Annotated in this window: 17 protein-coding genes; 13 read left to right on the forward strand and 4 right to left on the reverse strand. The window is 40.1% G+C overall.

The window, feature by feature from the left end; genetic code table 11:
• Positions 1–25 precede the first annotated feature (25 nt).
• Entirely contained in the window at positions 26–1,141 is a 1,116-nt protein-coding gene (locus MUO14_RS21865; RefSeq protein WP_244755721.1) for an N-acetyldiaminopimelate deacetylase, read from the forward strand.
• A 68-nt stretch (positions 1,142–1,209) separates the two neighbouring features.
• Positions 1,210–1,452, forward strand: a complete 243-nt coding sequence (locus MUO14_RS21870; protein WP_244752617.1) for a YkuS family protein — start codon at positions 1,210–1,212, stop codon at positions 1,450–1,452.
• 114 nt (positions 1,453–1,566) lie between these two features.
• Here the strand turns inward: MUO14_RS21870 and MUO14_RS21875 are convergent, their stop codons facing one another.
• The gene (locus tag MUO14_RS21875) at positions 1,567–2,412 is read right to left on the reverse strand and encodes a mechanosensitive ion channel family protein (RefSeq protein WP_244752618.1); all 846 of its coding nucleotides are present in this window, start codon (positions 2,410–2,412) and stop codon (positions 1,567–1,569) included.
• Positions 2,413–2,735: 323 nt separating this feature from the next.
• Between MUO14_RS21875 and MUO14_RS21880 the strand changes: the two genes are divergently transcribed.
• From MUO14_RS21880 to MUO14_RS21915, 8 genes are all read left to right on the forward strand, one after another.
• Entirely contained in the window at positions 2,736–3,278 is a 543-nt protein-coding gene (locus MUO14_RS21880) for a peroxiredoxin (protein ID WP_244752619.1), read from the forward strand.
• Between the two features lie 83 nt (positions 3,279–3,361).
• Positions 3,362–3,814, forward strand: coding sequence for a TlpA family protein disulfide reductase (locus MUO14_RS21885; protein ID WP_244752620.1), 453 nt, complete (start codon positions 3,362–3,364; stop codon positions 3,812–3,814).
• 279 nt (positions 3,815–4,093) lie between these two features.
• Positions 4,094–5,851 carry an ABC transporter ATP-binding protein gene (locus tag MUO14_RS21890; protein WP_244752621.1) on the forward strand — a complete coding sequence of 586 codons (1,758 nt, stop codon included), beginning with the start codon at positions 4,094–4,096 and terminating at the stop codon, positions 5,849–5,851.
• Between the two features lie 26 nt (positions 5,852–5,877).
• Positions 5,878–7,710: an ABC transporter ATP-binding protein gene (locus MUO14_RS21895; protein ID WP_244752622.1), complete on the forward strand. Its 1,833-nt coding sequence runs from the start codon at positions 5,878–5,880 to the stop codon at positions 7,708–7,710.
• 360 nt (positions 7,711–8,070) lie between these two features.
• Positions 8,071–9,423, forward strand: a complete 1,353-nt coding sequence (locus tag MUO14_RS21900) for a cytochrome ubiquinol oxidase subunit I (protein WP_244752623.1) — start codon at positions 8,071–8,073, stop codon at positions 9,421–9,423.
• The gene (locus tag MUO14_RS21905) at positions 9,420–10,433 is read left to right on the forward strand and encodes a cytochrome d ubiquinol oxidase subunit II (protein ID WP_244752624.1); all 1,014 of its coding nucleotides are present in this window, start codon (positions 9,420–9,422) and stop codon (positions 10,431–10,433) included. Before MUO14_RS21900 ends, MUO14_RS21905 begins: the two co-directional genes overlap by 4 nt.
• Before the next feature lie 128 nt (positions 10,434–10,561).
• Positions 10,562–11,230, forward strand: coding sequence for a potassium channel family protein (locus MUO14_RS21910; RefSeq protein WP_244752625.1), 669 nt, complete (start codon positions 10,562–10,564; stop codon positions 11,228–11,230).
• 104 nt (positions 11,231–11,334) lie between these two features.
• Positions 11,335–13,056 carry a pyruvate oxidase gene (locus MUO14_RS21915; RefSeq protein ID WP_244752626.1) on the forward strand — a complete coding sequence of 574 codons (1,722 nt, stop codon included), beginning with the start codon at positions 11,335–11,337 and terminating at the stop codon, positions 13,054–13,056.
• Between the two features lie 63 nt (positions 13,057–13,119).
• Here MUO14_RS21915 and rnjA read toward each other — a convergent pair whose 3' ends face one another.
• Complete coding sequence (rnjA, locus tag MUO14_RS21920; protein ID WP_244752627.1) at positions 13,120–14,787, reverse strand: ribonuclease J1; 1,668 nt, start codon at positions 14,785–14,787, stop codon at positions 13,120–13,122.
• A 3-nt stretch (positions 14,788–14,790) separates the two neighbouring features.
• Positions 14,791–15,000 carry a DNA-dependent RNA polymerase subunit epsilon gene (locus MUO14_RS21925; protein WP_244752628.1) on the reverse strand — a complete coding sequence of 70 codons (210 nt, stop codon included), beginning with the start codon at positions 14,998–15,000 and terminating at the stop codon, positions 14,791–14,793.
• Positions 15,001–15,601: 601 nt separating this feature from the next.
• On the opposite strand from MUO14_RS21925, the gene MUO14_RS21930 reads away from it, so the two are divergent.
• On the forward strand, positions 15,602–16,384 hold the full coding sequence (locus MUO14_RS21930; protein WP_396265752.1) for a Cof-type HAD-IIB family hydrolase: 783 nt from the start codon (positions 15,602–15,604) through the stop codon (positions 16,382–16,384).
• A 363-nt stretch (positions 16,385–16,747) separates the two neighbouring features.
• Here MUO14_RS21930 and def read toward each other — a convergent pair whose 3' ends face one another.
• Complete coding sequence (def, locus tag MUO14_RS21935) at positions 16,748–17,302, reverse strand: peptide deformylase (protein WP_244752630.1); 555 nt, start codon at positions 17,300–17,302, stop codon at positions 16,748–16,750.
• 190 nt (positions 17,303–17,492) lie between these two features.
• Between def and MUO14_RS21940 the strand changes: the two genes are divergently transcribed.
• Positions 17,493–18,206: a YkyA family protein gene (locus MUO14_RS21940; RefSeq protein WP_244752631.1), complete on the forward strand. Its 714-nt coding sequence runs from the start codon at positions 17,493–17,495 to the stop codon at positions 18,204–18,206.
• A gap of 451 nt (positions 18,207–18,657) precedes the next feature.
• Positions 18,658–19,701, forward strand: a complete 1,044-nt coding sequence (gene pdhA, locus MUO14_RS21945; protein ID WP_244755722.1) for a pyruvate dehydrogenase (acetyl-transferring) E1 component subunit alpha — start codon at positions 18,658–18,660, stop codon at positions 19,699–19,701.
• Positions 19,702–19,704: the final 3 nt, after the last annotated feature.

Raw genomic sequence — 19,704 nt, forward strand, 5'->3', positions numbered from 1 at the left:
TTATCAATAGGAGGAAGGAATTATGTTGGAAGAAAAAGAACTGATTCACATACGCAGGGATCTACACCGCATTCCGGAGCTTGGATTTGAGGAGTATAAAACTCATACCTATTTATTAGAATTTATAAAAGAATTGCCACAGGATCATTTAACTGTGGAAACGTGGAAGACTGGTATATTTGTAAAGGTGGAAGGTAGAGCGCCAAAGAAAACGATAGGGTACCGGGCAGATATTGATGGACTTCCATTAACCGAAGCTACCGGCTATGAGTATGCTTCTACTCACGAAGGCAAAATGCACGCGTGCGGACATGATTTTCATATGACGATAGCTCTTGCTGCCTTAGAATCCTTGGCCAATGAACCTGCGAGCAATCACGTAGTATTTATTTTTCAACCAGCTGAAGAAGGGCCTGGCGGTGCTGAGCCGATGCTTCGTTCTGAGACAATGAAGCGTTTTAAGCCAGATTGTATTTTTGCCCTCCATATTGCTCCAGAGCTTCCTGCTGGTGTTGTCTCTTCAAGAGCGGGCTTGCTTTTTGCTAATACAAGTGAACTGTTTATTGATTTAACAGGGAAAGGCGGACATGCTGCCTACCCGCATCTAACGAAAGATATGGTCGTTGCGGCAAGTTTCCTCGTGACACAACTTCAACAAGTTGTTGCAAGAAGAGTGGATCCGCTCGATAGTGCTGTGATTACAGTTGGAAAAATCACCGGCGGCACGGTACAAAATATTGTTGCTGAACAAGCAAGACTTGAGGGGACAATTCGCACGATGTCACCTGAAGCTATGGATCGAGTGAAAGCTGAAATAGAGAAAATCGTTGAAGGCATTGAGGTAGCACACGATTGTAGCGCAAAGATTGATTATGGCTCAAACTATTATCAAGTAAACAATCATGCTGACTATGTACAGAAGTTTGCTAAGCTGACCAGGGACTTAAATGTTACCTATCAGGAAGCGGATGCAGCGATGACGGGAGAAGATTTTGGTTACATGTTAAAAGAAATTCCAGGTTTTATGTTTTGGCTCGGTGTCGATTCACAATCGGTGCTTCACACTTCACGTTTATCGCCAAAGGAAGAAGCGCTGTCTATCGGCGCAAAACTCGTAGCGAAAGGTCTGCATGAACTCTAATTTATATGCATACTTGAGGATTTTCTGGCAATAATAACCACGTGATTCTTATATGAGGAGGACTTCACGTGAAAAAAGTAGCGATTGAGGAAAATTTGAGCGATATTCGTTCAGCCCTTCAACAAAAAGGGTATGATCTTGTCACATTACAAAACAACGAGGATGCACAAGACTGTGACTGCTGTGTCATTTCTGGACAGGATCGTGATGTAATGGGGATGCAGGATGCAGTTACAAATGGTGTAGTTGTCAATGCTCACGGTAGGACAGCAGATGAAGTTTGCCAGGAAGTGGATAATTGCTTTTCTTGATTCATTAGAGGGCGCAGACCCTCTATACATAGGAGAATGAAGGAAGGTAGATTTATTGGCGTTTCCAAGTATAAATAAAAATCCCGGACTGTTTATACAATCCGGGATTTTTATTTAATTTGCTTTTTGTTTATCAACGTTCACTTGATGCGGATATGGTATGTCGATGCCTGCTCCATCCAGCGCTTCTTTAATCGCTTTTCTCATGTCACGTTCGACACCCCACTGTTCCATGTTCGCTGTCTTGCCGAGCACTCGGATGACGATATCAGAAGTTCCAATGCTTTGTACTCCAAGAACGCTTGGTCCCTCTTTAAAGCGAGGGTCCTCAGCGAAATCCTCAGCTACTTTCGTAAGAACCTCCAACGCTTCATCCATGTTGTCCTCATAACCAATACCAATATCGACGAGTGCGCGCATATTCCCTCGTGAATGGTTACTCACACCAGCGATATTACGATTTGGTATATAGTGAAGTGTTCCATCAAATCCTCTAAGTTTAGTTGTGCGGATCCCTACTTCTTCCACAATGCCATCATAACCTGCGGCTGTCACATAATCGTCCACTTCAATTTGACGCTCAAGTAAAATGAAAAATCCGGTTACGATATCTGAGACTAATCCTTGTGCACCAAATCCAATTGCAAGGCCTAAAATACCTGCTCCAGCAAGAAGTGGTCCAATATTAATGTTGATGGCGCTTAATAACATAACGATTAAGACAAATAGCAATGCGTAGCCAAATAGATTTACAGAAATTTTCTCAAGGGTTTTCGTACGTGGTTCAGTGAGCTTACGCTGCTTACCCATCCGGTTAATAGCAACACTAATTGCCTTTTTCCCAAGTGGACTAAGGATCGCGAATGCTATTAAAATAATGAGTATTTTCAATCCGCCTGTGATTAACGACTCGACAACCACAGAAGGATTGAATTCAAATCCTTCTTCGAACAAATTCATAAATTGACTCCTTTCCTTCCATTCATGTTCCCCATTATAATATCTGAAAGTACTAAGACTTTTCAATGATTTACTGTTATTTTGAAGAACATTGCCGAAATGTAACAAGCATATTAGTTTACTTTCCTCAACGAATCATGTTTAATGAGAATCGATGTGGTCCATATTATTAGTACATGTAGATTTCAAGAGAATTTAAACTAGTTTACATTCATTATTAGTTAAGATTGACTCTAATAGACTAACTCGTTATACTATATTATGTGCTTAAAAGCATGAAGCATAACAAAACAATGATATAAAATATTTGGAGGGATTTTCAAATGGCAGAACGCATGGTAGCAAAACAAGCACCTCGCTTCGAAATGGATGCAGTGCTTCCAAACAAAGAATTTGGTAAAGTTTCACTTGAAGAAAATATGAAGAACGATAAATGGACAGTGCTTTTCTTTTATCCAATGGATTTCACTTTCGTGTGCCCAACTGAAATTACTTCTCTATCAGATCGTTTCGACGAATTCGAAGATCTTGATGCAGAGGTAGTTGGTGTTTCCACAGATACGATCCATACGCACTTGGCATGGATCAATACTTCTCGTGATGACAATGGCCTTGGTGATCTTGAGTATTCCTTGGCTGCTGATACAAACCACCAAGTTGCTAAAGATTATGGTGTTCTAATTGAAGAAGAAGGTGTTGCCCTGCGCGGTCTATTCATCATCAGCCCTGAAGGGGAACTTCAGTATCAAGTAGTGAATCATAATAATATCGGCCGTGACGTAGAAGAAACACTTCGCGTCCTTCAAGCGCTGCAAACTGGCGGACTTTGCCCAGCAAACTGGAAGCCAGGTCAAGAAACTCTTTAAGTTGTAAATGGAACAATGAAGGTCTAACCGTAGTGTTAGACCTTTTTTCCATAAAAATGTTGATATCAAGGAGGAATTATCAAATGCGTTTAAGAACACCAATGCCAGAGCTTCCTGAAGCTACACAATGGTTAAACAGTGATGCTTTAACGAAAGAAAACTTAACTGGCGATAAACCGACACTTATTCACTTTTGGTCTGTGAGCTGCGGACTTTGTAAAGAAGCTATGCCAAGTGTGAATGAGTTTAGAGATGAATATAGTGATGATCTAAATGTCGTTGCTGTTCACATGCCACGTTCAGAGAAAGACTTAGACCTTGAACAAATTAAAGAAGTGGCTGAAGAGCATGGGATTACGCAACCTATTTATGTAGATAACAAGCACGCACTAACAGATGCTTTTGAAAATGAATACGTACCAGCTTATTACGTGTTTGATGAAGAGGGCAATCTACGGCACTTCCAAGCAGGCGGAGGCGGCATGAAAATGCTTCGTAAACGTGTGAACCGCGTGCTGGGCGTTAATCAAAAATAACAGACATAAAGAGCAATTCCTTTAGTAAAATAGGGGAGTTGCTTTTTTTTTGCGTTTCATTGTCCATACATCAGAAGGGTGGATCTGTTATGGAGATTCGGTGTTGGATAGGAGATTCCGAACTTAGTCGTTGGAGAAAAAATTATTTAACTCGTCTACAGATACCTTCTATTACTCTAAAAAATAGGAAATTTTGAAAAAGTTAGTCAAATAGGTGGAAATTTATTTCGTTTCCCGATATATTATTAATTACGTGAAAAATAAAGGGAGGGAGACACTATGGAGACGTTTAAAAAACTGAAGCAATTTTATTGGCCATTCAAGTCCTTCTTTATTTGGTCACTATTTGCACTGCTTTTTGTCACAGGAATTACCGTTATTTATCCGATCGTGCTCCAAATCACTATTGATGAAGTAGTAAGAGGTGAAAGGTACAACTTGATTCCTTATATTAGCACTGCCTTTATATTGCTTATGCTAGTCAAAGGAGTGGCTACATACTTTCACCAGTACCTTGGTGATTACTTTGGGATAAGATCCGTGTACACACTGAGAGATGGCCTCTATAAAAAGTTACAAAGGCTGCCGTTTAAGTATTATGACAATGCGAAGACGGGTGACATCATGTCACGACTGACTGCTGATGTAGAAGGATTTCGCTTCTTTTTATCTGTAGGATTTTCAGAACTTATTCGAATTGTTTTACTGATCGTAATTAGTCTTAGTGTCATGTTTTATTATTCTATTCCATTAGCCCTCGTTACGATGGCTGCGATGCCTTTCTTAGCCATTGTCGTTTATCGGTTCGATAAGCAGGTCCATCCCGCTTTTCGTAAAATCAGAAAGTCATTTGGTAAGCTAAACACTCGTGTCCAGGAAAATATAAGCGGGATGAATACTGTGAAATCGCTTTCTAGAGAGGATTTCGAAGTTGGACGTTTCTTAAATCGTAGTGAGGATTATAAGAAGACATACATTAATACGTCAAATATATGGTCACGATATTTCCCTTTAATGGAGTTTATCGGAAATGTGAGTGTCGTTGCCTTACTCGCTTATGGTGGTTATCTTGTCATGAATGGTTCCCTGCAATTAGGTGAGTTGGTTGCCTTCTTCAGCCTTGTTTGGTACATCTTAGGTCCTTTAATGAACTTTGGCTTTGTCATTAATTTATTTTCTCAATCAAAGGCTTCAGGAGAACGCCTGCTTGAAATTTTAGAAGCCCATGAAGATATTAGTGAAAAAGAAAATCCTATTGTTCTGGATCGACTTGCAGGGCATGTAACTTTTGATAATGTGACGCTTACCTATATAGAGGATGACGATTCGGCTTTAAAAAATATTAACTTTGATGCTCCTCCAGGTAAAACGATCGGTCTCATTGGGGCGACGGGTTCTGGGAAAACAAGTATTACCCAGTTGATTACTCGTTTCTATGAGCCTGAGAAGGGCCAAGTCCTTATAGATGGAAATCCTGTAGCCGACTATGGACTGAAAACGTTACGTAAAAATATTGGCTTTGTGCTTCAGGAATCCTTTTTATTCTCAACTTCTATTAAAGAAAATATCTCGTATGGGAATCCTGATGCGACGATAGAAGATGTAGTATCTGCTGCAAAAAGAGCACAGGCTCATGACTTTATTATGGATATGCCTGAGGGATATGACACGTTGCTTGGTGAGCGGGGCATGGGCTTATCCGGCGGCCAGAAGCAGCGGATTGCCATTGCTCGAGCGATTTTAATTGACCCGGCTATTCTAGTTCTCGATGATGCAACGTCAGCGGTAGATATGGAAACTGAATTTAAGATACAAAAGGCGTTGCAAGAAGTGATGGCAGGTCGAACAACATTTATTATCGCTCATCGGATTTCTTCCCTTAAACATGCAGATGAAATTCTTGTGCTTGAAGATGGAGCGGTTAAAGAACGCGGTATCCACGATGACCTTTTAGAAAATGGCGGACCGTACCAACGTATCTATGATATTCAATATCAAGATAAGGAAAAAATATTAAAGTCCTCAAAAATTTCTTGAAATTATTCGAAAAAGGGGGAGAACAGATGGCACGTAAACCTAAGCACAGACCTGAGACGAATAAACATTTGAATAGGTTTAAATACACGCAGGATCAAGCCATTGAGAAGCCTTTTAACTGGACACAAATGGTTCGCCTGCTCAAATATGTAAAACCATACACGAGGCGTCTGTTGCCCATATCTATAATAGCCATGCTCATATCTACAATTGTTCGACTTGTAGTACCTATTCTAATAGGTAAAGTCGCGATTGATGTCGCGATAGCTGAAAATAATACAAATCTACTTATTCAACTCGTAGTAGGGATCGCTATCATGTATCTATTAAGCTATATCGGTAACGCTTTGCGTATCAAGTATGTCAACATACTAGGCCAAAATGTCATCTACGATCTGCGCCAACACTTGTTTTCACATGTACAAAGACTCTCACATAAATTCTTTGATTCACGGTCAGCGGGATCGATTTTAGTTCGAATCATGAATGATATTAATTCATTGCAGGAGTTGTTCACAAATGGGATCATCAATCTGTTAATGGATATTGTCATGTTGACAGGGATTGTGGTTATTTTATTCGCATTAAGCCCTAAGCTGGCTCTTGCTATCCTAGTGATTATGCCGCTCATGTTCTACATTTCCACGAAGCTGCGAAGGAACATACGCCGCTCCTGGCAAGAGGTCCGAATCCAGCAATCAAGGTTGAACTCTCATTTAAATGAGAGTCTGCAGGGAGTGCGGATTACCCAGTCTTTTTCTCAGGAAACAGAGAATGCAGAATACTTTAATGGAGTGAACACAGATAATTTCCAATCATGGAATACTGCCACGAGGAAAAGTGCAATGTTCCGTCCTTTTGTTGAAATGAGTAACGCGGTCGGGACAGTGATTTTGATCTCTTATGGGGCGTTTCTTATTTTACAAGGTGCCATTGAAATTGGTACTTTCGTCTCGTTTGCCTTCTTCCTTGGCATGTTCTGGGAGCCAATTTCAAGACTTGGTCAAGTATACAATCAACTTCTGATGGCGATGGCCGCCTCGGAGCGGATCTTTGAATTTCTCGACGAACAACCAAACGTTCAAGAAAAATCAAATGCGCGTGACCTTTCAGATATGAAGGGTCATATAGAATTTGATCAAGTACAATTTGCCTATGATGAGAAGCGAATCGCTTTGCATAAGATATCACTTGAAATGAAACAAGGGGAAACAGTTGCATTAGTCGGCCATACAGGGTCCGGTAAATCAACGATTGCTAACTTAATCAGTCGTTTTTACGATCCGACAAAAGGTGCAGTTAAAATTGATGGGACAGATCTTCAAGATGCTACGATTGATAGTGTCAGACAGCAAATTAGCGTCGTGTTACAAGATACATTTATTTTCTCTGGTACAATTATGGAAAATATTCGTTTCGGTCGACCAACCGCCTCTGATGAGGAAGTAATCGAAGCAGCTAAGCTGGTTGGAGCAGATGATTTTATTAGTCGCTTAAATAGCGGCTATGAAACGGAAGTAGAAGAGAGGGGAAGTATTTTATCCGCTGGTGAGCGGCAGCTCCTATCCTTTGCAAGAGCTTTGCTCGCTGATCCAAGAATCCTAATTTTGGATGAGGCAACAGCAAGTATTGATACAGAGACTGAAATGAAAATTCAGCAGGCACTAAGAAGACTCTTAAAAGATAGAACCGCGATTATTATTGCACATAGACTGTCAACGATTAGGGAAGCTGACACCATTTACGTACTCGAACACGGCAAGATCCTCGAGCACGGATCCCACGACCAGCTGATGGACCAAGAAGGCGAATATTTTGAGTTAGTTAAAGCACAATTTCAAATGCTTGATGCTATTTAAAAAATGCCCTCGCTCCTATTTGAGAGAGGGCATTTTTCTCTTTTCTCTAACCTTTCGAAAAATTTTTTGCTAGAAACAATAATCATGACTAAAAAAGCCTTTATTTATTAGAAGGTCGAAGAATTAATTGGATTTTTGATACAATTAAGGATTTTTTCATCAACGATAGGGTAATGTATTGTAGTGTCTATTGAAGTCAAAAATATAGACAGTAACCTTACATATGGGATACGATGGATGCAAATGAGTTTGTGAAGTTTGTCACAAAATAGTCAGCGATCACGTAACCATGTATCGCTTTTTCGTTTTATACTTATAGTGAGTTGGATTAGTTTAATAAGTTACAAGGGGGAGTAGCAAATGTTTTTTGAAGATAGTGTGCTAATGAGTCGATTGCTTACCTTCTTAACGCTAGGATTTCATATTATATTTGCAACCGTTGGGGTCGGCATACCTATCATGATATCAATGGCTGAGTTTATCGGTATTAAGAAGAAGGATCCACACTATACATTGTTAGCACGAAGATGGACCAGAGGATTTACGATCACAGTCGCTGTTGGTGTGGTCACGGGTACAGCTATAGGTTTGCAACTCTCTTTATTATGGCCGAGCTTTATGCAAGTGGCGGGGAATATTATCAGTTTGCCGCTATTCTTGGAGGTATTCGCCTTCTTTTTTGAAGCTATTTTTTTAGGGGCATATCTTTACACATGGGACCGTTTCAAAAATCCAATTTTTCACTGGTTATTATCAATTCCTATTGTTATAGGTTCAACCCTGTCTGCTTTTTTTATTACAACTGTCAATGCGTTTATGAATTCGCCGCAAGGGTTCGAAATTGATGAAGGTAAGCTAACTGCAGTAGAGCCTTTTGCGGCCATGTTTAACCCAGCAACACCGTCAAAAGTGTTTCATGTGATTACGTCGTCTTATTTAACATCTGCAGCGATCTTAGCAACGATTGCGGCGGTTATTATTTTGATGAAAAAAGGAACGACATATCATAGGAAAGCTTTAAAGATGACAGTTACCGCCACGTTTGTCTTCGCGTTAGCTACGGCTATAGCCGGTGATTCATCAGCGAAATATCTAGCTGAATATCAGCCTGACAAGCTGGCCGCTGGGGAATGGCATTTTGAAACAGAGGAAGGCGCGGATCTGGTTGTCTTTGGGACATTAAACGAAAACAATGAAGTGAAGAACGAAATACGTATTCCAGGTGCACTAAGTTTCTTGGCTTATGGTGATTTTAATGCAGAGGTAGAAGGTTTATATGAAACACCTGAAGATGAACGGCCGCCACTATGGATTCATTATATGTTCGACTTGATGGTTTCCATAGGTTTCTATTTAGTAGGTATATCCATGCTGTTCCTTATTTTCTGGAAGGTGAAAAAGTGGAATGAGTACAATAAATGGTTGTTAACAGGGTTAGCTGTAATCGGACCGCTTGCCATGCTTGCTATTGAATTTGGCTGGATTTACGCAGAGGTGGGGCGGCAGCCATGGATCATAAGAGGGTTTATGACAGTGGCAGAAGGGGCAACAACTTCGCCGCACGTAGGATTAATGTTTCTGCTGTTCTTAGGGCTGTACACTGTTTTAGGAATCGGATGTATTGTTGTGCTGCGTAAGATATTTAAAAATAATCCGGCAGAACTAGAGCTTGAAGGTCGCTACCCTAATGTAAAGGAGAGTGACAAAGAATGAGTTATGAATATATAGGAATTACAGTTCTCTGGTTCTTCCTGTATGGTTATTTAATTGTGGCATCGGTCGACTTTGGGGCCGGATTCTTTGCGTACTATGCCAGACTGACGAAAAAGGACCACATTATTAACAAGCTGATATCCAGATACCTGTCACCGGTTTGGGAAGTAACGAACGTATTTTTTGTCTTCTTCTTTGTTGGTCTTGTAGGATTCTTTCCTGATACGGCCTACTATTTAGGACAATCGCTGCTTGTTCCAGGTAGCATCGCTATCGTCCTGTTAGCGATTCGTGGATCGTTTTATGCATTTGAAAGCTATGGGTCGAAGGATAATTCTGTGTACATGTTTCTTTACGGAGCCACTGGATTACTGATTCCGGCTTCACTTGCAACAGCGATGACGATTTCTGAAGGAGGTTTTATTGAAGAAACAGCTAGTGGAGTACACCTCATGATTGGGAAATTAATCTCAAGTCCATATTCATGGAGTGTTGTCCTGCTTGCCATCGTTTCTGTTTTGTATATAAGTTCGATGTTCCTGACTTACTATGCACATCGCGCAGATGATAGGCCGGCACTTGAAATTGTTCGAAAATACGCCCTATTTTGGAGTTCACCAACGATTATAGCGAGTTTAACTACATTTATTGCGTTAAGTCAGCATAATCCTGTGCATTATCAAAAAGCAATCGGTCTTTGGTGGATGTTTGGGATTTCAGTTGCCTTCTTTATGATCGGTCTGTTTCTTGTTTATCAAGGCAAATATTACGGGTGGGCCTTTATAGCTGTAATGTTCCAGTTTTTCTTTGCTTTCTTTGGTTATGGAGCTTCGCATCTTCCCTATATTCTGCAGCCTTTTGTCACAATCACAAGCGGGGCTACAAACGAAACCATGGGGGTTACACTTATCATAGCCTTTATAGCTGGCTTGTTTTTGCTCATCCCATCATTGGTTATGCTCATGCGTATGTTTTTATTCGATGCGGATTATGTAAAAGGGAAAAAGTAAGGATGTGGAGAAAACTCTTTCCTTAACAAAATCTATGCTCAATAGGATCTTTTCCATTTTCCAGTGTATCGCTAAATAAACTATGATAAAATGTGAATACATTGATTTGACAGTATGGGGGATGAAGCATGAAGAAGGAATATGCAGTCGTTGGTCTAGGACGCTTCGGTGGAAGTATATGCCGTGAGTTAAATAAAGAAGGCATGGAAGTCCTGGCATTGGATATGGATGAAGATAAAGTTAATGAATATAGAGATATTGCAGCACATGCAGTTATTGCAGATTCTACAGATGAAAGTGTGCTTAAAGAATTAGGTTTAAGTAATTTCGATCATGTGATTGTTGCGATCGGAGATAACATTTTGGCTAGTATTCTAACAACAGTTATTCTTAAAGAATTAGGAATTAAATCGGTTACTGTAAAAGCACAAAATGATTACCATGAAAAAATCTTAAGAAAAATTGGCGCTGACCACGTTGTTCACCCTGAGCGCGATATGGGTAAACGAATCGCTCACAACATTATTTCTAATAACATCCTAGACTATATTGAGTTATCAGACGACCATAGTGTAGTGGAAGTTAAGGCGGGCGACAAAATGAGTGGACAAAGCCTGGTTGACTTAGATATTCGCGCAGAATACGGGTGTAACGTCGTTGCTATAAAGAGAGATAAAGACATAATCGTCTCTCCTATGGCTACAGAGGAAATCAAAGAGAGAGATGTATTGATTGTGATAGGAGCTGATAAAGATATCAGCCGTTTTGAGAAAAATTTAGTTGTAGAACAAGATTAAGCTGGAAAAACACCCTGTTAGTTAGGGTGTTTTTTGTTTACGTTTAAGTGTTTAAGGATACAAAGGAGATATAGTCTGTTTATAAGAAGAAAGGATGAGAAGTGATGTTTGAACAACGAACGGGTCAAGCCCTTGTAAATTCACTTATAGACTGGGAAGTTAATCACGTTTATGGACTTCCGGGTGATTCGATTAACGAATTCATAGATGATTTGAGAAAGAAGCAAGACCAAATAAAATTTTTTCAAGTACGACATGAGGAAACAGGTGCACTGGCTGCTGCATCTTATGCAAAGTTGACAGGCAAGCTTGGCGTTTGCTTATCGATTGCAGGTCCGGGTGGCATTCATTTACTAAATGGCTTGTATGATGCTAAAGGGGATAAAGTTCCAGTGCTCGCGATCGTGGGTCAAGTGAGCAGTGAAGAAGTTGGAACGGGAGCTTTTCAAGAGGTGAACCTTGAACGGTTATTTGATGATGTAGCTGTTTTTAATAAGCGTGCTGAATCAGAAAGTCAGCTTCCGGACTTGTTAAATCAAGCGATTCGAGAAGCATATACGAAAAAAGGTGTCTCCGTATTAGTCGTTCCTGATGATCTATTTGCAGCAAAACAGAAGGATGACGAGAAACTCACGGCAGATTCTTACTATAAACCGACAATTATGCCCCAGGACGAGCATTTAAATGAAGCAAGACAATGGATAGAGAAAGCAGAAAATCCGGTTATTTTAGCAGGGAAGGGCACCGTGGATGCAAAAAATGAACTAATTGATTTTGCAGAAAAGGTAAAAGCGCCGATTGTATTAAGCTTGCTTGCTAAAGGCGTCATTCCCGATAATCATCCATATTGTTTAGGTCATCATGGACAGATCGGAACGAAACCTGCCTATAAAGCTATTAAAGAATGTGATCTTCTTTTGCTAATTGGTACACAGTTTCCTTATCGTGACTTCCTTCCTGACCATGTGCAGGCCATTCAAATTGATAATAAACCAGAGCACCTTGGGAAGCATTATCCTATTGAGTTAGGGCTGGCTGGTGATGCCAAACAAACGCTAACCCGTTTAACTAAACTCATTTCAGCCAGAGAAGAAAATACCAATCTAGAGAAGTATCAAGAAATGATGAATGAATGGCGCATTGCCTTGCAGAAGGAAAAGCGTTCAGAGGAAAACCCATTACATGCACCCCAAGTCATGTATGAACTTGAAAAACATATGAAGCCACAGGCGGTTATATCTGCCGATGTGGGAAATGTAACGGTATGGGCTTCACGCTTTTTGCCATTGGTTGATCAGAAGTTTCTCATTTCAGGGTGGCTGGCTACCATGGGGGTAGGGTTGCCGGGTGCTATCGCCGCGCAAATTGCTTATCCTGATCGTCAAGTGATTGGGATTTGTGGTGACGGAGGGTTTTCTATGGGAATGCAGGACTTCGTCACAGCTGTGAAGTACGATTTACCGATTAAAATGGTGATACTGAATAATAGCAAGATCGGTATGATTAAATACGAACAAGCTCAAATGGGACATCTGAATTATGAAACAGCCCTTGGTGAAATGGATTTTGCTAAGTTTGCTGAAGCATGCGGCGGAGAGGGATACAGAATTGAGTCTTATGACGAACTGGCAACCCGTATGCAACAGGCTTTTTTGTCTGATAAGCCAGCAATTATTGATGTGGTGATAGAAGAGCAAGCTCCGCTTCCAGGCCATATTGATTATCAGTCAGCCGTTAACTATTCAAAATATATCATTAAGAATTTCTTCGAATCAGGTGACATTGACTTACCTGACATAAGTAAATCATTGAAGAGGTTAACATAAGGAATAAAGAAGCTCCCGCTATCATATTAGCGGGAGCTTCTACATTTAGCAGGCTTCTTGTCATCAGACTTCCATAATGATAGGAAGGATCATTGGACGACGTTTTGTTTTTTCAAATAAGAAAGGCGCTATCGTGTCCGTAATCTCATTTTTAATTTCAGACCACTGAGTTGTGCGGCGATCCATTACTTTTTCTACATGAGTACTAACGAGTTTCTGGGCCTCTTTAATTAAGTCTTCGGATTCCCTCATATAAACAAAACCGCGAGAGATAATATCAGGTCCTGAAGCAATCTTGAATTCCTTCATGTTTATACTAACGACAACGATGACTAATCCTTCTTCCGATAGGATACGGCGGTCTCGAAGTACGATGTTACCGATATCACCGATTCCACTTCCATCCACGTACACGGCGCCAGAAGGAACTTTACCAGCAATCATTGCTTCGTCTTTGCCAAGAGCCAGAACATCGCCATTGTCCATTACAAAACAGTTGTCTGGGTCAATGTCACATTCTTCACTTAGTTTCACATGTTCCTTAAGCATACGGTATTCACCGTGAATCGGCATAAAGAATTTAGGCTGGATTAAACGCAGCATCAACTTCATTTCGTCTTGACTGCCGTGTCCAGAAGTATGAATGTTAGTTAAAGGTCCGTGAATAACATCGGCACCTGCACGATAAAGTTTATTAATTGTACGGCTTACACTAATCGCGTTACCAGGGATTGGGGAAGAGGAAAACACGACTGTATCTTTGGGCATAATTTGAATCTGACGGTGAGTTCCATTAGCAATACGAGATAGTGCTGCCATTGGTTCACCTTGGGATCCTGTACATAAAATAACCACTTCATGTGCAGGCAGACGATTGAGTTGCTGAGCATCAATAAATGTCTCCTTAGGTGCGCGGATGTACCCAAGTTCTTGGCCAATTCTGATGGCAGATTCCATGCTTCGACCAAACACAGCAACTTTACGATTATTTCTAACAGCAGACTCAACAACCTGCTGCAGGCGGTAGATATTAGATGCAAAGGTTGCGAATATTAGTCTCCCATCAACACGCGTAAATATGTCTTGAATGCTTTGTCCTACTACCCGTTCTGATTTGGTAAATCCAGGTACTTCACTATTTGTGCTATCGGATAATAGTGCAAGTACGCCTTCTTTTCCAATCTCAGCCATTCTTGCTAGGTTAGCTGGTTCGCCTACAGGGGTGAAATCAAATTTGAAATCTCCTGTATGGACGATGTTGCCAGGAGGGGTTTTTACTACAATTCCAAATGAATCAGGGATACTATGGGTTGTACGGAAAAAGGAAACAGATGTTTTGCGGAATTTAATTACATCGTCCTCTTGAATCGTGTGCATTTTCGTATTTCGAAGTAGTCCATGTTCATCTAATTTGTTACGTAAAAGTCCAACTGCAAGCTTTCCAGCATAAATTGGAATGTTAATTTCACGCAAAAGATAAGGGATACCACCGATATGGTCCTCGTGACCGTGGGTAATGAACAACCCTTTAATTTTGTCCTGGTTTTGAACTAAATAGGTGTAATCAGGGATTACGTAATCAATTCCTAAAAGCTCGTCTTCAGGAAATTTGATTCCAGCATCAATGAGGATGATTTCGTCCTGGAATTGAACAGCGTATGTGTTTTTACCAATCTCACCGAGTCCACCTAAGGCGAACACCGCTGTTTGGTCATTTTTAACAAACTTCATCTGTTACACATTCTCCACTTGGAAATCTTCAGACTGCTTTTCATAAGCCAAGTGATCCTCATTAAGCACCTGGATGTATTCGATGTTCAAATTCTTTGCAGCCAATTTTTTGCGTACTTCTCTCTCTGTCTCCGACTCTACGTACATGGCTTGTGTACGTTCGCGAACAGGAACTTCATTTGCCAGTTCCTGATAAAATACTTTAAAAATCATGTTATTATCGCTCCTTACTAGATATAATTTCCACATATTTGTTCTGTTGATAATGATAGCACGTTTGTTTTAAAGATGGGAATACATTTCATAATTGAATGGGTCATACTCCGCCATATGACATTCAGTTGTTTACGCGTATGTTTTTCGTTCCATAAGTTTTTTCCAACGTTTTCTAAGCTTTCTTCTTAGACGCTTCATCATATGAGCCATCTCCTTTCGATGATGAAGAAAGTTGCCAAAAACGTTAAACCGCCCAATCCCTGTTATCTCTAGTATAATACGGTTTCGTTCAGAATGAAACATATACGTATAATCATTTATGAATATCCTTCGTTTTTCTTCTCAAATATATCCATGCATGCTAAAGTATAGCCAGCATACAAAATGTATAAAAGTGTGTGTTCAAAAAGTTGACGAATGAGAACAAGAAGTCTAAGGTGCGAACGTTTTGAGGCCACAGCGTATGCCTTTTCAAACGTGAGGACTGGAAAAAACCGAGCAACGAAGAAATTCGCCGTTTATCATTTGGTGACTTTTTGAACATCCTCTAAAAGTAAATTCTATAAACACCACATCACACCTTACTATCGATGGAGGAATGAAGATGACACAGAAGATCGCTTTGTTTGATATAGACGGAACGCTGCTTAACCATAATAAAGAATTACCGGAGGCTACGATCCAAGCAGTAAAAAGTTTGCAAAAGAGCGGAGTTTATTGCGCAATTGCTACAGGGCGTGCTCCTTTTATGTATGAAGAATTAAGAGAAACACTCGGCATAAACTCATTTGTAAGCTTTAATGGGCAATACGTCGTGTTTGAAGGGAAGCCAATTCACAAAAATCCTTTACCAAAAAAACAATTAGAAAAACTATATATCGATGCTGAAGAGAATAATCATCCGATGGTATTTATGGATCAAAATGAAATGAAGGCATCTGACCGAGAACAAGTGTACATAAAGGAAAGCCTTGCTTCTTTACACTTTGAGTACCCGGCTATTGATGCGACTTTCTATAATAATGCAGAAATTTACCAATCTTTACTGTTTTGTGAAGGGGAAGAGATTGAGTACTATGATAAAAAATATGACTCATTTGATTTCATCCGCTGGCACCCCTACTCCTGTGATGTTTTACCTAATGGTGGTTCTAAAGCTGAGGGGATTAAAAAGTTAATCGAGGCAGCAGGTTTAAAGATGGAAGATACCTATGCGTTCGGTGATGGACTAAATGATATAGAAATGATTCGTGAGGCAGGTACAGGAGTGGCTATGGGTAACGCGGTAGAAGAAACGAAAGCTGTCAGTGATCATATAACTACTGATGTTGATGATGGAGGGCTTGTTAAAGCGATTTATGATTTAAAGCTATTGTCCTAATCAAAAAAAACGCCTGCAATTATTTTGCGGGCGTTTTGGTATATAGTAGCGGCTTTTCGCTGTCTAGCTGCGAGGGTCAGACCTTCGCGACATAAGCAATTCGGTTCCGTGGCCCCACAGGACGTGGGGTCGTTCGATGTTGTAACAGGATGTTACGACCTTAGTCGAACTTCCCTGAGTTTTTAATTCACTGCACCGCCTTGCTTATGCGTTTCAGGTCTAAACGCCCCTCCCCGCTTTTCTACTGTCTAGCTGCAAAGCCCAGCCCCTATCGACATAAGTCAATCGCCTCCGTGAAGAAAGAACACTTCACTGCGCCGCTTGTCTTATGCGTACGGGGCTAAACGGGCTTTTCCGCTTTTCTTAGGCATCCGCGGGTTTTGCGTTTTCTGGTTCTTTGAATGGTTGATTTGGATCTATGTGGTCATAAAACATGATGCCGTGCAAGTGGTCAATTTCATGTTGGAACACAATGGCTGCATAATCTTTCAAACGCAGTTTTACCTCTTTTCCTTCTAAATCCGTTGCTTTGATAGTAACCCTTCGATATCTTGGGACATAACCAGGAACCTCACGATCAACAGATAAACAGCCTTCCCCAGATGACAAATAAGTTCGTTCCACTGAATGACTAACAATCCGTGGGTTGAACAATCCATAACTATAAAATTTATCATTCAAATCCGTGAAATGAACGGCAAGCATCCGTTTGTTCACATTTATTTGTGGTGCAGCTAATCCGACACCAGGACGAAGCCCATAACGTTCACAAACCTGTTCATCTTGGCTGTTTTTTAAGTAATTAAGCATCTCTTCCAAAGTCTTTTTGTCTTCCTCTGTAGGCGGAACTACCACCTCTTCTGTTATTTTCCTAAGCGCGGGGTGCCCTTCGCGTATAATATCATTCATTGTAATCATGAGATTCATCCTCCTATAACCAACATAAATTCCAGGTTTTATTTTAACACAAAGAAATCGATCTTAATGATAGTCGAAAATTGGAAACATATGAAAAAAGAAACCTTTCAAATTAATATTATTTATTATACTATTGTACATATGATCAAAAAATAATAAAGTCATCGAACATAGGGGAGGGGAATAGGTATTGCGTTTTAGAAAAATTATTTCGTTGCTTCTAGCAACGGCTTTTATTTTGTCTGCGTGTTCAAATCAATCTGCGCAAGAGAAAATATATAATCACTTGGAAGAAGCTGTTTCGCTTGAAGATACGTTTCGTAAACAGCAAAAGCCGTTAATGGAGTTAGAGGAAAAGGAAAAAAAACTGTACAATCAAATTATTGATTTAAACATGGAGGAATTTGAACAAATAAAGGAACTTTCAAAGGAAGCGGCTTCTGTCGTAAAGGAACGTGAAGAGAAGCTTAAATCAGAAAAAGAAAGTATTGACGCGGCTAAAGAAGAATTCGATAAGATCAAGCCTTTAATCGAGGATCTGAGTGAAGAGCAAAGTGAAGCAAAAGAATTGGCTAACCAACTTGTAGAGAAAATGGAGAATCGTTATAACGCCTATCAGGATTTGTACAAGGCGTATCAAAATGCGCTAGACTTGGATCTAGAATTATACGAAATGCTTCAGCAAAAAGATTTGACGCAAGAAGAACTTCAGAAACAAGTGGAAAATATTAACGCAAGCTATAATGCTGTGATTAAAGCGAATGAGCAGTTTAATACTTATACAAATGAATACAATGAACTTAAGAAACAGTTTTACGATGCCTCTGGGTTAAATGTAACCTATGAAGATTCAGCTGGTAGTGAATCGAAGGATAGTCAGAACAATTCTAAGGAAACCAACTAAAAAACGGCCCGTGGGTCGTTTTTTTTGTTGAAAATCTATATCAAATAATTTGCATCCTTTTTATAAAAACCGTAAAATTAATACAGGCGCTAATAAATAGTGGTACAGTCAAATGTCGGGAGAGTAGTTGTTCTTTTTGATAAAGAAGCATCCGCCTATCAATTATCGTCTTTTCATTGCAGAGTGTTTGACGAATCCTGTAGTATTGAGCTAAACTACATATGGAAATATTATTGTACCAGTAAATATTGCTTTAAAAATATAACAGTTTTAACTATATTCGCAGCAATGATTATCAAAGATGTGTACAGGGAAAACGTATAAGAGCAAATCGGTACAGTTTTTTTCGGAGTTTTGGGAATGCTACTCAACAGCATCTATTTTAAAAGTAGAAAGGAAGAGGTGAGTGACTTTGAAACGAGTTCTCGAGAATATTGAAAATCAGTTTGAAATGTTTCAAATCCTTAACGAGAAGGGCGAAATCGTCAATGAAGATGCGATGCCTGATCTTTCAGATGAAGATTTAAAAGAAATTATGCGTCGCATGGTTTATACAAGAATTTTAGACCAGCGTTCTATTGCACTTAACAGACAAGGACGTTTAGGATTTTATGCTCCAACAGCTGGTCAAGAAGCTTCACAACTAGGGAGCCATTTCGCCCTTGAAAAGGAAGACTTTATTTTACCGGGATATCGTGATGTTCCACAATTGATTTGGCATGGTCTTCCGCTAACCAAGGCATTTCTATTTTCCCGTGGTCATTATAAAGGAAACCAAATGCCTGAAGGAGTCAATGCTGTCAGCCCGCAAATCATTATTGGTGCCCAGATTACTCAAGCTGCAGGTGTGGGTCTTGGATTTAAAAAACGTGGCAAAGATGCAGTAGCCATTACTTATACAGGTGACGGCGGAGCTTCCCAAGGAGACTTTTATGAAGGGATGAACTTTGCTGGTGCATTTGGTGCTCAAACGATCTTTGTTGTTCAAAACAACCAATTCGCTATTTCTGTGCCTGTAGAAAAACAATCTGCTGCTGAAACGATTGCTCAGAAAGCTGTAGGAGTCGGTATTGAGGGACTTCAAGTTGATGGCATGGATGTTTTAGCTGTATATGCCGCTACAAAAGAAGCCCGCAAACGTGCCATTGATGGAGAAGGTCCAACACTAATTGAGACAATGACTTACCGTTATGGTCCACACACAATGGCGGGTGACGATCCGACAAGATATCGTACTGACGATATGGATAGCGAATGGGAACAGCAAGATCCGATCGTGCGTTTCCGTACTTTCCTTGAAGGTAAGGATCTTTGGTCTGAAGAAGAAGAAAACAAGGTCATTGAAGATGCAAAAGCTGAAATCAAGGCCGCCATTAAAGAAGCAGATAATACACCAAAACAAAAAGTAACCGATCTGATCAGTAACATGTATGAAGAACTTCCATCCAATCTTCAAGAACAAATGGAAGAATACAAGGAAAAGGAGTCGAAGTAGATC

The organism is Halobacillus shinanisalinarum (assembly GCF_022919835.1).
Classification (GTDB): Bacteria; Bacillota; Bacilli; order Bacillales; family Halobacillaceae; genus Halobacillus_A; species Halobacillus_A shinanisalinarum.

Coding starts and splice junctions, on each gene's coding strand:
- pdhA (WP_244755722.1), top strand. CDS start 18,658: ATGTTTCAAATCCTTAACGAGAAGGGCGAAATCGTCAATGAAGATGCG.
- MUO14_RS21885 (WP_244752620.1), top strand. CDS start 3,362: ATGCGTTTAAGAACACCAATGCCAGAGCTTCCTGAAGCTACACAATGG.
- MUO14_RS21930 (WP_396265752.1), top strand. CDS start 15,602: ATGAAGATGACACAGAAGATCGCTTTGTTTGATATAGACGGAACGCTG.
- MUO14_RS21880 (WP_244752619.1), top strand. CDS start 2,736: ATGGCAGAACGCATGGTAGCAAAACAAGCACCTCGCTTCGAAATGGAT.
- MUO14_RS21895 (WP_244752622.1), top strand. CDS start 5,878: ATGGCACGTAAACCTAAGCACAGACCTGAGACGAATAAACATTTGAAT.
- MUO14_RS21890 (WP_244752621.1), top strand. CDS start 4,094: ATGGAGACGTTTAAAAAACTGAAGCAATTTTATTGGCCATTCAAGTCC.
- MUO14_RS21915 (WP_244752626.1), top strand. CDS start 11,335: ATGTTTGAACAACGAACGGGTCAAGCCCTTGTAAATTCACTTATAGAC.
- def (WP_244752630.1), bottom strand. CDS start 17,302: ATGATTACAATGAATGATATTATACGCGAAGGGCACCCCGCGCTTAGG.
- MUO14_RS21925 (WP_244752628.1), bottom strand. CDS start 15,000: ATGATTTTTAAAGTATTTTATCAGGAACTGGCAAATGAAGTTCCTGTT.
- MUO14_RS21900 (WP_244752623.1), top strand. CDS start 8,071: ATGTTTTTTGAAGATAGTGTGCTAATGAGTCGATTGCTTACCTTCTTA.
- MUO14_RS21910 (WP_244752625.1), top strand. CDS start 10,562: ATGAAGAAGGAATATGCAGTCGTTGGTCTAGGACGCTTCGGTGGAAGT.
- MUO14_RS21875 (WP_244752618.1), bottom strand. CDS start 2,412: ATGAATTTGTTCGAAGAAGGATTTGAATTCAATCCTTCTGTGGTTGTC.
- MUO14_RS21905 (WP_244752624.1), top strand. CDS start 9,420: ATGAGTTATGAATATATAGGAATTACAGTTCTCTGGTTCTTCCTGTAT.
- rnjA (WP_244752627.1), bottom strand. CDS start 14,787: ATGAAGTTTGTTAAAAATGACCAAACAGCGGTGTTCGCCTTAGGTGGA.